The sequence below is a fragment of the Streptomyces sp. NPDC045021 genome (assembly GCF_056432645.1).
In genome coordinates, this window is sequence record NZ_JBWKIQ010000018.1 from 139895 (window position 1) to 152144 (window position 12250).

Here is a 12250-nt window from a genome sequence, read left to right on the forward strand (position 1 = left end):
ACGTCGCCGTAGGTTACGGTTCCGTAGTAAATCCCCCCATACACCCCCGGTGAGGGACCTCCATGACCGCACAGGCCGACGTGATCACCGAGCCCCGAGACCCCGGGCCCGGCCAATTCGTAACCCTCGCCACTCTCGGTGGCGACAACAAGGGAATGACCGAGCGCATCACCCTCGGCGCCTTCATCGGCGTCCCATTCGTGGCGCTCGTCGCCGCGATCCCTCTGGCCTGGGGCTGGGGGATGAGCTGGCTGGACCTCGGTCTGATGGTCGGCATGTACTACATCGGCTGCCACGGCATCACCATCGGATTCCACCGGTACTTCACGCACGGCTCCTTCAAGGCCAAGCGCCCGCTGCGGATCGCGCTCGCGGTCGCCGGATCGCTGGCCGTGGAGGGCCCGGTCGTGCGCTGGGTGGCCGACCACCGCAAGCACCACAAGTACTCCGACGCGGACGGCGACCCGCACTCGCCGTGGCGCTACGGCGAGACCGTGCCCGCCCTCATGAAGGGCCTGTGGTGGGCCCACATCGGCTGGATGTTCGACACCGAGCGGGTCTCCCAGGAGAAGTACGCGCCCGACCTGATCAAGGACCCGGCGATCAGGATGATCTCCCGGCAGTTCCTGTTCTTCACCATCGTCTCGCTCATGATCCCGCCGCTGGTCGGCGGACTGGTGACGATGACCTGGACCGGCGCCTTCACCGCCTTCTTCTGGGGGTCGCTCATCCGGGTGGGTCTGCTCCACCACGTCACCTGGTCGATCAACTCCATCTGCCACGCCGTGGGCAACCGCCCGTTCAAGTCCCGCGACCGCTCCGGCAACGTGTGGTGGCTGGCGGTGCTGTCCTGCGGCGAGTCCTGGCACAACCTGCACCACGCCGAGCCCACCTCGGCCCGGCACGGCGTGCTGCGCGGCCAACTCGACTCCAGCGCCCGCATCATCCGCTGGTTCGAACAGCTCGGCTGGGTGAGTGATGTCCGGTGGCCCAGCAAGGAGCGGATCGCCGCCCGGCGTCAGCAGAGCGTCAGTGAAGCGGCATGATTGACGCGTGAGCGACGGCAGTAGTACGAGCGGCGAGGGCCCGAACGGAACGACGGGTACGAACGCGCGGCGCGCGCGCCGGGTACGGATGACGGGCAAGGAGCGCCGCGAGCAACTGCTCGACATCGGCCGCACGCTCTTCGCGGAGCGTGGCTTCGAAGGCACCTCGGTCGAGGAGATCGCGCACAAGGCCGGGGTGTCCAAACCGGTGGTCTACGAGCACTTCGGCGGCAAGGAAGGGCTCTACGCCGTCGTGGTCGACCGCGAGATGCGCCGGCTCCTGGACATGGTCACCAGCGCTCTCACCGGCGGCCATCCGAGGGAACTCCTGGAACAGGCGGCGTTCGCGCTGCTCGACTACATCGAGCAGTACACCGACGGGTTCCGGATCCTCGTCCGGGACTCGCCCGTCGCCCAGTCCACCGGCACCTTCGCGTCCCTGATCAGCGATATCGCCACCCAGGTCGAGGACATCCTCGGCATGGAGTTCAAGAACCGCGGCTTCGAACCCAAGCTCGCGCCGATGTACGCCCAGGCACTCGTCGGCATGGTCGCCCTGACCGGCCAGTGGTGGCTCGACGCGCCGCAGCGGCCCGAGAAGGCCGAGGTCGCCGCACACCTGGTGAACCTGTCCTGGAACGGGCTGTCGGGCATCGAGCCCAAGCCGCGCCTGATCGGGCACCGCAAGAGCTGAGCACGCGAAAGCCCCCGGACGACCTTGAGTTCTCGTGGTCCGTCCGGGGGCTTTCGCGTGTCCTGGGCCGGGTCGGCCGGTGCCGGGTCAGCCGGTGTTGCGCAGACCCGCCGCCACGCCGTTGACGGTCAGCAGCAGGGCCCGCGCCAGCAGCGGGTCCGGCTCCTCGCCCCGGGCCGCCGCCTCGCGCTGGCGCGAGAGCAGGGCGACCTGGAGGTACGAGATCGGGTCGAGGTACTGGTCGCGGATGTGGAACGTCTGCGCCAGCGCCGGGTCGCCGGCCAGCAGCTCCTTCTCACCGGTGATCCGCAGGACCTCCTGGACGGTGAGGGCGTGCTCGGCCTCGATGGTGTCGAAGACGTGCTTCAGCTCGTCGGGCACGAGGGTGTCCACGTAGTGCCGGGCGATCCGCAGATCCGTCTTGGCCAGCGTCATCTCGACGTTGGACAGGAAGTTGCGGAAGAAGTGCCAGTTCGCGTGCGCCTCGTCGATGACGGAACCGAGGCCGGCGTCCCGCGCGGCCTTGAGACCGGAGCCGACGCCGAACCAGCCCGGGACGATCTGCCGGGACTGCGTCCAGCCGAAGACCCACGGGATGGCCCGCAGCCCGTCCAGGCCCGCGCCGGAGTCCGGGCGGCGGGAGGGGCGGGAGCCCAGGTGCAGCTCGGCGAGCTGGTCCACCGGGGTGGAGGCGAAGAAGTACGACGGCAGGTCCGGGTCCTCGACGAGGCGCCGGTAGGCGTCGTGCGCCGCGTCCGAGATGGTGTCCATCGCCGCGTCCCAGCGGGCCAGCGCCTCGTCGGACTGGCGCGGCGAGGTGTGCAGCGCGGAGGCCTGCAGCGTCGCCGCGACGGTCAGTTCGAGGTTCTCGCGGGCCAGCGACGGGATCAGGTACTTGTCGGAGATGACCTCGCCCTGCTCGGTCACCTTGATCTCGCCCTCCAGCGTGCCCCACGGCTGCGCGAGGATCGCGGTGTGCGAGGGGCCGCCGCCGCGGCCGACGGTGCCGCCGCGGCCGTGGAAGAGCCGCAGCCGTACGCCGTAGCGGTGCGCGACATCGCGCAGCCGGCGCTGGGCACGGTGGATCTCCCACTGCGAGGTGGTGATGCCGCCGAACTTGGAGGAGTCCGAGTACCCGAGCATGACCTCCTGCACATCGCCGCGGAGCGAGACCAGCCGGCGGTAGGACGGGTCGGCGAGCATCTCGTCGAGGATCCGGTCCGCCTCCTTCAGCTCGTCCGTCGTCTCCAGCAGCGGGACGATGCCGATCTGGGCGACGCCGCCGTGCAGGTCGATCAGGCCGGCCTCACGGGCCAGCACCGCCGCGGCGAAGACATCGTCCGCGCCCTGGCACATCGAGATGATGTACGACTCGACGACCTCGGGGCCGAACCGCCCGAACGCCTCGCGGATGGTGTGGAAGACACCGAGGGTCTTCGCGCCGGCCGCATCCAGCGGGGCCGGGGTGCCGGCCAGCGGGCGGCGGGAGCGCAGCTCCTTCGCGAGCAGCTTGCGCCGGTAGTCGCGCGGCATGTCCGCGTACCGCCAGGACTCCTCGCCGAGCCGGTCGAAGAGCTGGCCGAGCGCGTGGTGGTGGGCGTCCGCGTGCTCGCGCACGTCCATCGTGGCCAGTTGCAGCCCGAACGCGGAGAGCGTGCGGATGGTGCGTTCCATCCGGCCGTCCGCCATCAGCTCGCCGCGGTTGGCGCGCAGCGAGGTCTGGATGAGCGCGAGGTCCTGCAGCAGCTCGGCGCTGCCCAGGTAGTCGCGGCCCGCGACGTGCGCGCTGCCGGCGGCGAGCCGCTCGCGGGTGTTGACCAGCTTCTGCCGGATGCAGGTGGCCTTGAGGCGGTACGGCTCCTCGGCGTTCAGCCGCTTGTAGCGCGGGCTGATCTCGGGAAGCGTCGCCAGGTCGCGGTCGAGCGAGGTGAGCAGCTCCGGGGTCGCGCCGCAGTTGCGGATCGAGTTGGAGAGCGCGCCGCGCAGGAAGTCCACCAGCTCCAGGGCGTCGGTGATGCCGTGCTCGTGCTGCAGGATCAGGACGTCCCAGGTGACCTCGGGGGTCACGTTCGGGTTGCCGTCGCGGTCGCCGCCGATCCAGGTGCCGAAGGTCAGCGGGCGGGTCTCGGGCGGCAGCGGCACGCCGACCCGCTCCAGCTCGGCCGACAGGTCCTCCAGGACGTCGCCGACGGCCCCCGCGTGCAGCTCGTCGAGGTAGTAGATCGCGTTGCGCGCCTCGTCGGCGGGCTCCGGGCGCACCACGCGCAGCTCGTCGGTCTGCCACAGCAGGTCGATGTTCTCGGCCAGCCGCAGGTCCGCGCGGCGGCGGTCACCGGTCCCGTCCTGGTGGGCGTCGAGCAGCTCGGCGATGCGCCGCAGCTTGTTCAGCACGCTGCGGCGGGCCGCCTCGGTGGGGTGCGCGGTGAAGACCGGCCGGACGTTGAGGTGCTTGACGGTCTCGCGGACGTGGTCCGGGTCGGCGTCCTTCATCAGGTCCGCCGTCTGGCTGAGCAGACCGCCCTCGGAGGCGCGGCGGGCGCGCAGTTCGCGGCCGCGGTGCACCTGCTCGGTGACGTTCGCCAGGTTGAAATAGGTGGAGAAGGCCCGCACCAGCTTCGCGGCGGTCTGCAGGTCCGTCTCCCCGAGAAGGGCGGCGGCGGCCTCGCCGTCGGAACGGGTCAGTGCGCGTACCTTCTCGACGAGGTCGAGTAGCTCCTGGCCCTCCTGGCGGACGAGCGTTCCGCCGAGGAGTTCGCCCAACCGGCGGATGTCGGCGCGCAGGGCTGGGCTGTCCGTTGCGTTGTCGGCGCTGCTCACAGGTGCGGCTCCTAGTGCAGTGGGATGGGCGACGGCTGATCTCCCCGCCGACGGAAGGGCGGGGTGGGGCGGACCGCGCTGTCCGACCGGACCAGGATAGGTCGCGGCACCGCCGACCACGGCCCCCGCCCACCTGGCGGACAGCCCCTATGCCCCGATGGCCGACCCCCTGCCCACAAGGGAGGCCGAAGGCCTGCGGGCAAGGGACGCGAACCCCTACCCGCGCGGGACACGGCCTACGCTGGTCCGTATGAGTACGACGGGGGCGCACGTACCGGATGACAGGGGCGGGGGCCGAGCACGGCCGGGCCCATGGTGGTGGCCGAGGCGGCGCAGCCTCGTGCTCGACGCGACGCTGGCCGCTGTGTCGGCGCTCGAATGCTTTGTCGAAGGCGTGTCCTTCGCGGAGAAGACCGGCATCGAACCGGGGGTCGGCGCCGTCTTCGGGCTGATCGTCGGCGCGTCGCTGCTGCTGCGCCGTCGCTGGCCGATCGCGATCGTCCTGCTGGCCATCGCGGTGACGCCCGCGCAGCTCGGGTTCCTGCTCAGCATCGTCGGGCTCTACACGCTGGCGGCCTCCGAGGTCCCGCGCCGCATCACCGCCACCCTGGCCGGCATGACCGGGCTCGGCACGATGATCGTCGCGTTCATCCAGATGCGCGAGAGCCTGCGGCAGGACAGCAACACACCGCTGCCCGTCATCGTGATCACCTCGCTCCTGATGGCCCTCGGCCTGACCGCGCCGCCGGTGCTGCTCGGCCTGTACGTCCGGGCCCGCCGCCGGCTGGTCGAGAGCCTGCGGGAGCGTGCCGACGGTCTGGAGCGGGAACTGACGCTGCTCGCCGAGAAGGCGACCGAGCGGGCGGAGCGGGCTCGTTCCGACGAGCGCACCCGGATCGCCCGCGAGATGCACGACGTGGTCGCGCACCGGGTCAGCCTGATGGTGGTGCACGCCGCGGCGCTCAAGGCCGTCGCCCTCAAGGATCCGGAGAAGGCCTCCGCGAGCGCGGAGCTGCTGGGGGACATGGGGCGGCAGGCGCTCAACGAGCTGCGGCAGATGCTGGGCGTCCTGCGGACCGCGCAGGTGGTGAACGGCGCGGGCACCGGGAGCACGCTGGCCTTCACCGAGCTGGGCAGCGGCAACGCTTCCGGGGCGGCGCGCGCCGCCGCCGGGCGGGCCGACGCGGCCGACGGGGCGGGCGGCGGCGGTGGCCCGCAGGCCGACGGGCCGTGCCTGGCCCGGCTGGAGGCGCTCGTGGAGGAGTCCCGCGCGGCGGGGATGCGTGTCGAGCTGACCGTCGAGGGCGAGATCCGGGCCTGCGAGGACCAGGTCGAGCGGACCGCGTACCGGGTCGTCCAGGAAGCTCTCACCAACGTCCACAAGCACGCCCCCGGCGCCAGGACCGAGGTCCGGCTCGCCTACCGGGACGCCGAGGTCGCCGTCCGCGTCCAGAACGGCCCGTCCGACGGCTCGCCCGCCGCGGCCCTGCCCAGCGGCGGCCACGGCCTGGTCGGGATGAAGGAGCGGGTCACCGCGCTCGGCGGCGGTTTCGTCGCGGGCCACACCGAGGTCGGCGGCTTCCGGGTCTCCGCCATGATTCCGGCGCTGCCCGTCGTCGCGCTGCCCGCCGGCCCGTCGGCCGCCGGCTGAGAGCCGGCGGCCGGACACCGGCCGGGCGGGGCGTCAGGCGGTCGTCAGCCGCTCCGGCCGGCCGCCGCTTACGAGGATGGTCAGGGCGTTGTCGATGTCTGCGCCGAGATACCAGTCGCCGGTGTGGTCGATGGCGTAGACATGGCCGTTCGCGTCGATCGCCAGCAGGGAGCCCGAGCCCATCTCCTCGCCCAGCGGCGAGACCTCGGTCTCCAGGGCCCGCCCGAGGTCGGCGAGGGTCCTGGCGAGATGGAGCCCGCGCAGCGGGTTCACCAGCACCGGGGTCGGGGCGATCTGCCGGCCGGGCCCGGTGGTGGCGGGTATGGCGAGGCCGCCGAACTCGGCCCAGGCCTCCACTGCCGCAGGGGAGACGGCGTGGGTGTGCCCGGCGGGGGAGGAGTGGGCGCGCAGCGCGTCCGCCCAGACCTCCGCCTGCTTGATGTCCCAGCGGCCCGGCTGCCAGCCGGCCGAGCGCAGGGCGGCGTCCACAGCGGCCGGGAACCGGATGCTCGGGGAGCTCGGCATACCGGCGGCGTTGTTCACGCCGTTCACGCTGTTCGGGTCCCGCAGGCCGTTCCGGTCGCTCACGCCGCCTCCGCCGCCGGATCGACCGGCCGCACGCCGAAGTGCGCCAGCAGCGGCGCGCAGGAGCGGCACGGCGGCGCGTAGGAGCCGTGCTCGGGGTCGCCGTCCTCGCGTATACGGCGGGCGGTGAGCCGCGCACCACGCAAAGCCTTACGAGCCTCACTCTGCGTGAGCGGCTTGCGGGCCGCGCGCTTGCTGCGCGAGGCGTCCGCGGCGGAGAGGAACCGGGAGAGCAGCACGGGCTCCGGACAGCGTCCGGTGAAGCGCTCGCGCTGGGAGACCGGCAGGGTGTCGAGGAAGTCCTGGATGATCGGGTGCAGCGCCGGAGCCTGCTCGGCCTTGCTCCCGGTGCAGGTCAGCACCTCGTCACGGATGGACAGCGCGGCGGCCACGGCCGGCAGGATGCCGTCCCGCCGGTGCCGCAGAACAGGTGGCCCCGCGGTGTCGGCGCCCATGGCACTCCAGGTGAGCCGCGGATCCGCGGCGTCCGTTGTCTGCATGGTGATGCGTCCTCCTGTCCGCCCGCCGGAGCGAGCGATCCCCCGTTTACAAAACTCAGAGTGCCAAAGGTGTCAGGAGGTGGGGAAGTCGGGTGCGGTGTGCCGAACATCCTGTGTGTCCCATGTCACCGTGGTGTGACGGATCGTCGGCGGAGTGGAAACGGCTTGGACGGGGCAGCAGATGGGCCGGAAGGATGGTCCGGAGCTCGCATTCGCGGGCGGAACGTTCCGTCCACAGGGGAGAGTTGCCCGCATGCGCGCAGAGTCCCGCACCAGCACTCGCACCAATTTCCGTATTCGCCAAGCCGTCACGGCCGCCGCCGTGCTGCCTCTGCTGGCGCTCGCCGCGGCCTGTTCCGGCGATGACGGCGGGAGCGGCGACGCGAAGAACAAGGGCGGCGCGACGACGGCTCCCGCGACCTCCGCGGGCGCGACCCCGACGGCGGACGCCAAGGCACCGCTGACCGAGACGCAGTTGAGGGCGGCGCTCGTCAAGGACGCCGATCTACCCGGCTACAAGATCGAGGCGTCGAAGAACGAGGCGATGAGCCCCGACGACGTGATGACGACGGACAAGCCCGAGTGCCAGCCGCTCGCCGATCCGCCCAGCACCCGGCCGAAGTACGCGCGCAAGGCCTTCGTCGGTGCCTCGGTCGGCAAGATCGACACCTCCAACCTGCTGGCCGGCGCCCAGCTGAACCAGATGCTGCTCGCCAGCCACGCCCCCGGCGAGGCGCAGAAGATGGTGGCCGACATCCGGCAGGCCCTGGAGAAGTGCACCGCGTTCACGGCCACCGACGGCACCGGCAAGAAGATCCCGTTCACGATCCGGAAGGGTCCCGCGGTCACCGTGGGCGACGAAGCCGTCGCGTACGTGATGTCGGACACCAGCGACAAGGAGGGCGGCACCGCACTGGTCACCGTCGTGCGCACCGGCGGCTCCAGCGTCACGTATCTGTCGGTGAAGGGGACCGGCCAGGCGGGCGACGTGCCCCTCGACGTCGCCCGCAAGCAGGACACGAAGCTGAAGGCCGCGGAGGCCGCCGGCTGACCCGGACGGGGGCGGAAGCCGAACTTGCCACACCCCATAGGCTGTGCTCATCAGCCAGACGTAGCAGGGGGCAACCGCCATGACGACAGGTCGGCCAGGGCTGGGGGCACCTCCCAGCCCCCGGACCGGGGGACGGACCGTGCCACCGAACGCGGCCTACGCCGGTCAGGTCGTGCACTTCCCGGACCCGGTGCGCGCCGCCCGGCACCCCCAGGGTGTCTGGGTCGACGACGACGGTTACCCGGATTTCTCGGCGTTCGCGAGGGCGGCGGCGGAGATCGCGGAGCCGCCCGAGGGCTTCGGCGTCGACGAGCTCCGGCTGACCGACTACGTGTCGGCCAACGCCGCGATGCACGCCGCCGGGCACGAGCTCTGGGGCAGCCTGCCGCCCGTCGCGACCCCGCACGGCTGGACCTGGCACCACGTCCCGGGCACCCGGCGGGTGGAGCTGATCCCCGTCGAGGTCAAGGCGCTGCTGCGGCACCACGGCGGCCTCGCCGTCTCGACCGCCGACCACTCCAAGCGCGGCACCCGCCCGCTCCAGGAGACCCGTCCCGTGCACTTCGGGCTGCCCAAGGCGACGCCCCACCACAGCGGAGTGGCGGTCACCGAGCAGCAGGTGCTGGACGTCGAGGAGGAGCTGGGGTACCGGCTCCCCGGCGCCTACCGCACCTTCCTCAAGGCGGCGGGCGGCTGCGCCCCGGCCGGGGTCGCGCTCGACCCCGACCTCGGACTGCTGCTGGACCAGCCGTTCTTCACGGTGCGCGACGAGGCCGCGGTCAACGACCTCGTGTACGTCAACAAGTGCCTGCGCGACCACTTCACCAAGGACTACCTGGCCATCGGCTACGTCCAGGGCGGGGTGCTCGCGGTGAAGGTCAAGGGCGACAGCACCGGCACGCTCTGGTTCTGCGCCTACGACGATGCCCGGGACGGCGACCACTGGTCGTCCCCGGAGGAGCGGGTCGCGGCGCTGCTGCTGCCGTGCGGTGACTCGCTCGACGCGTTCCTGCTGCGTCTGGCGGGCAATCCGCCGGAGTTGGAGACAGTGGCGAACCTGATGGTGGACGGTGGCTTCGCCAGTGCCGTCCCGGTGGAGGGGTGAAGCAGGGAATGGTCACTTTCGCGCAGGCGCAGGAGCGCGCCGAGCGGTGGATCAACGGTGACGTCCCGGCGTACCAGGCCCGCGAGGTGCGGGTGCGCGAGTTCGACCTGGGCTTCGTCGCCTGGTCCGAGCCCCGCGAGGACGGTCCGTCGAGCGATGACGGACAGGTGCGGCTGGTCATCGCGCGGGACAGCGGAGAGGCCACCTTGTGGCCGGGTCTGCCGGTCGGCGAGGTCATCCGCCGCTACGAGGAGGAGTACGGCGCGGTGCCGAACGACACTCCGCCGACCCCGCCCCAACGCCTCGATCTGGAGGCGACGTCCTTCCTGATCAGCCCGCCGCAGTGGCTGCAGGACGCGGCGGACAAGATGGGCATCCCGGACCGCCGCCCCGGCGCCGCTCCGGCCGCCCCCGCGGCCCCCGCCGCGCCGGTCGCTCCGGCCGTCGCGTCCGCGTCGTCCTCCGCGTCGGCCGAGATCTCCTCCGGGGCCTGGTCCGGACGCACCACCAGCGCAGGGGAGGACTCCGTGTCCGTCCCCATCCCCGCCACGGTCTTCGCCCCGCCGATCTCCGACTCCGACGAGGCGCACACCCCGCCGCCGATGGCCGGCGCCGAGGCGAAGACCGAACTGATGCCGCAGGGCAGCTCGCTGCCCGCGACGATGATCGCTCCGCCGGAGGGCGCCGGCTTCCCGATCGCGCCCGCGACGCCCGGGCCCGCCCGGCCCCAGGGCCCGGGTTACGCCGCTCCCAACCTGCCGCCGCCGTCCGGCCCCGGCGCGGCGCTGCCGCCGCCCGCGGGTCTCGCGACCCCGGGCGGCCCAGCAGGCGCCGGCACTCCCGGGCGCGGCGCCGCGGACATCGCCGACGCGGAGACCGCGAAGGCGGTGCGCGGCAGCGTGCCGTCCGCGGGACCCGTACGACGGAGCCCGGACGCACCGCCGCCGCCCAGCGCGCCCAACTCCGCCGGAACCCCGGGCGCTCCCGGCGCTCCGGCCGGCGGGGGATACCTTCCGACGCAGCTCGTGCCCGCACGCGGCCCGAACGACCCCGGCCCGGCCGCTCCCGGAGCGCCCGGTGCCCCCGGCACGCCGGGCAGTCCGCCGTCGTCCGGCGGCGTCAACTACGCGGCGACGATGCTGGCCGGTCCTGGCGTCGGCGGTCCCGGTGCTCCCGGCGGTCCCGGCATGCCGCCGCCGCCCGGGGCGATCGGTGGCCAGGGTGGTCCGCCGCCTCCGCCAGGTGTGCCCGGCGGTGGCCGGGGCGCGCCTCCGGCTCCTCCGGGCCCCGGCGCTCCCGGCGGCGTCAACTACGCGGCGACGATGCTGGCCGGTCCCGGCGTCGGCGGCCCCGGCGCGCCGCCGCCCCCGCCCGGGGCGATCGGTGGCCAGGGCGGTCCGCCGCCTCCGCCCGGCGTACCCGGCGGTGGCCGGGGCGCGCCCCCGGCTCCTCCGGGCCCCGGCGCGCCCGGTGGCGGTGCCCCCTACGCGGCGACGATGCTCGCCGGCCCGAACCCCGGTGGCCCCGGTCCCGGCATGCCGCCACCGCCGCCGCCCGGAGCCGCGGCGCCGCCGCCCCCCGGCGGTTACGGATACCCGCAGCCGCCGGCCGGTGTGCCGACCGTCGGCCCCGGCTACATGGCCGTACTGAGCTACCGCGCGCACGACGGCTCGCAGCAGCAGCTCATCCGCCGCTCGGCGCCGGGCACTCCGCACCCGGAGTGGCAGATCCTGCACGAGCTGCGCGCGCTCAACGTGCCGCCGCAGCAGGTGCTGGAGCTGCACACGGAGCTGGAGGCGTGCGATCTGCCGGGCGGTTACTGCGCCCGGATGATCCGCGAGACCTGGCCCCAGGTGCGGATCAGCCACACGGCCCCGTACGGCCGGGAGCACGCCTCACGCCAGCAGGGCGTCCAGCATCTGCTGACGCACCAGGGCGAGCTGCACCAGGTCGCGGCGGCGCCGGCCCGCCCGCAGCCGCAGCGGGTGCCGATGCCGGACCCGAACCAGGTCCAGCGGGTGCCGCCGATTCCGCTCGAAGGCATCGGCCACGAGCTGGCGCAGGCGTTCGGGCCGCAGGGCCTGTTCCGGTTTGACCAGCGCTCGGTCTCGCGCCAGGGTGTGCCGGACATCGTCGCGCAGACCCTGATGTGGGCCGGGCTGCCGGTCGACTTCGGGCCGTTCTTCTGGGCGCAGGCCCAACCGGGCCGCCCGGTGCCGACGCTCGCCGAACTGGCGCAGGAGCGCGGTGTGCAGCCGGCCTCGGACGCGGGCTCGTACCTGGTCATGGGCAATGACTTCGGGCGCCAGCTGTGCGTGCAGTACGGGACCGCGCACATCGTCGCCGTGCCGCTCGAAGCGGGCCCCGGCGGGCAGCCGGTGCCGCCGCAGTTCGTGAACTCCAGCCTGCCGGAGTTCGCCCGCTGCCTCGCCCTGCTCGGGCGGATGTGGCGGCTGCGGATCGGGCTCACGCCCGACCAGGCCGGCCGCTGGACGGTCGACTTCCAGGCGCAGCTGGCGGCGCAGGACCCGGCCGCGATCGCTTCGCCGGACAACTGGTGGGCCGTACTGGTCGAGCAGATGTGGGACGGCCTGCTCTGATCCGACGTTGCCTGTCGTGTCCTGAACCCCGGGCGGGGCCGGGGGGGGGGGCCCCCCCCCCGGGGGGCCCCCGGGGGGGGGGGGGGGGGGGGGGGGGGGGGGGGGGGGGGGGAGGGGGGGGGGGGGGGGGGGGGGGGCTGGTACTGCTGCGGCGGGGCCTGGTAGGGCTGCGGCGCCTGCACCACCGGAGCGGGGGCGGGA

General features: G+C 73.2%; 9 protein-coding genes. 6 read left to right on the forward strand and 3 right to left on the reverse strand.

Features of this window, described 5'->3' with window-relative positions; genetic code table 11:
* Nucleotides 1-62 precede the first annotated feature (62 nt).
* Together AC07DC_RS37295 and AC07DC_RS37300 are read left to right on the forward strand one after the other, a co-directional pair.
* Nucleotides 63-1046: an acyl-CoA desaturase gene (locus tag AC07DC_RS37295; protein ID WP_478919118.1), complete on the forward strand. Its 984-nt coding sequence runs from the start codon at nt 63-65 to the stop codon at nt 1044-1046.
* 88 nt (nt 1047-1134) lie between these two features.
* The gene (locus AC07DC_RS37300; protein ID WP_138354766.1) at nt 1135-1740 is read left to right on the forward strand and encodes a TetR/AcrR family transcriptional regulator; all 606 of its coding nucleotides are present in this window, start codon (nt 1135-1137) and stop codon (nt 1738-1740) included.
* Nucleotides 1741-1827: 87 nt separating this feature from the next.
* Here the strand turns inward: AC07DC_RS37300 and ppc are convergent, their stop codons facing one another.
* Nucleotides 1828-4557: a phosphoenolpyruvate carboxylase gene (gene ppc, locus AC07DC_RS37305; RefSeq protein ID WP_478919119.1), complete on the reverse strand. Its 2730-nt coding sequence runs from the start codon at nt 4555-4557 to the stop codon at nt 1828-1830.
* Between the two features lie 250 nt (nt 4558-4807).
* On the opposite strand from ppc, the gene AC07DC_RS37310 reads away from it, so the two are divergent.
* A complete protein-coding gene (locus AC07DC_RS37310; RefSeq protein ID WP_478919120.1) occupies nt 4808-6208 on the forward strand; it encodes a sensor histidine kinase in 1401 nt (466 codons plus the stop codon).
* Nucleotides 6209-6241: 33 nt separating this feature from the next.
* Here AC07DC_RS37310 and AC07DC_RS37315 read toward each other — a convergent pair whose 3' ends face one another.
* Nucleotides 6242-6733 carry an SUKH-3 domain-containing protein gene (locus tag AC07DC_RS37315; RefSeq protein ID WP_478919145.1) on the reverse strand — a complete coding sequence of 164 codons (492 nt, stop codon included), beginning with the start codon at nt 6731-6733 and terminating at the stop codon, nt 6242-6244.
* 59 nt (nt 6734-6792) lie between these two features.
* Nucleotides 6793-7293, reverse strand: coding sequence for a YwqJ-related putative deaminase (locus AC07DC_RS37320; RefSeq protein ID WP_478919121.1), 501 nt, complete (start codon nt 7291-7293; stop codon nt 6793-6795).
* Nucleotides 7294-7546: 253 nt separating this feature from the next.
* On the opposite strand from AC07DC_RS37320, the gene AC07DC_RS37325 reads away from it, so the two are divergent.
* The 3 genes from AC07DC_RS37325 (at nt 7547) to AC07DC_RS37335 (ending at nt 12049) form a co-directional block, all read left to right on the forward strand.
* Complete coding sequence (locus AC07DC_RS37325; RefSeq protein ID WP_478919122.1) at nt 7547-8344, forward strand: sensor domain-containing protein; 798 nt, start codon at nt 7547-7549, stop codon at nt 8342-8344.
* Nucleotides 8345-8423: 79 nt separating this feature from the next.
* A complete protein-coding gene (locus tag AC07DC_RS37330) occupies nt 8424-9449 on the forward strand; it encodes an SMI1/KNR4 family protein (protein WP_478919123.1) in 1026 nt (341 codons plus the stop codon).
* An 8-nt stretch (nt 9450-9457) separates the two neighbouring features.
* Complete coding sequence (locus AC07DC_RS37335) at nt 9458-12049, forward strand: SUKH-4 family immunity protein (RefSeq protein WP_478919125.1); 2592 nt, start codon at nt 9458-9460, stop codon at nt 12047-12049.
* The last annotated feature ends 201 nt before the right edge of the window (nt 12050-12250 follow it).

What these genes read in the sequence shown, in the direction of transcription:
- AC07DC_RS37295 (WP_478919118.1), top strand. Translation starts at nt 63, where the DNA reads ATGACCGCACAGGCCGACGTGATCACCGAGCCCCGAGACCCCGGGCCC.
- AC07DC_RS37320 (WP_478919121.1), bottom strand. Translation starts at nt 7,293, where the DNA reads ATGCAGACAACGGACGCCGCGGATCCGCGGCTCACCTGGAGTGCCATG.
- AC07DC_RS37325 (WP_478919122.1), top strand. Translation starts at nt 7,547, where the DNA reads ATGCGCGCAGAGTCCCGCACCAGCACTCGCACCAATTTCCGTATTCGC.
- AC07DC_RS37310 (WP_478919120.1), top strand. Translation starts at nt 4,808, where the DNA reads ATGAGTACGACGGGGGCGCACGTACCGGATGACAGGGGCGGGGGCCGA.
- AC07DC_RS37335 (WP_478919125.1), top strand. Translation starts at nt 9,458, where the DNA reads ATGGTCACTTTCGCGCAGGCGCAGGAGCGCGCCGAGCGGTGGATCAAC.
- AC07DC_RS37330 (WP_478919123.1), top strand. Translation starts at nt 8,424, where the DNA reads ATGACGACAGGTCGGCCAGGGCTGGGGGCACCTCCCAGCCCCCGGACC.
- AC07DC_RS37300 (WP_138354766.1), top strand. Translation starts at nt 1,135, where the DNA reads ATGACGGGCAAGGAGCGCCGCGAGCAACTGCTCGACATCGGCCGCACG.
- AC07DC_RS37315 (WP_478919145.1), bottom strand. Translation starts at nt 6,733, where the DNA reads ATGCCGAGCTCCCCGAGCATCCGGTTCCCGGCCGCTGTGGACGCCGCC.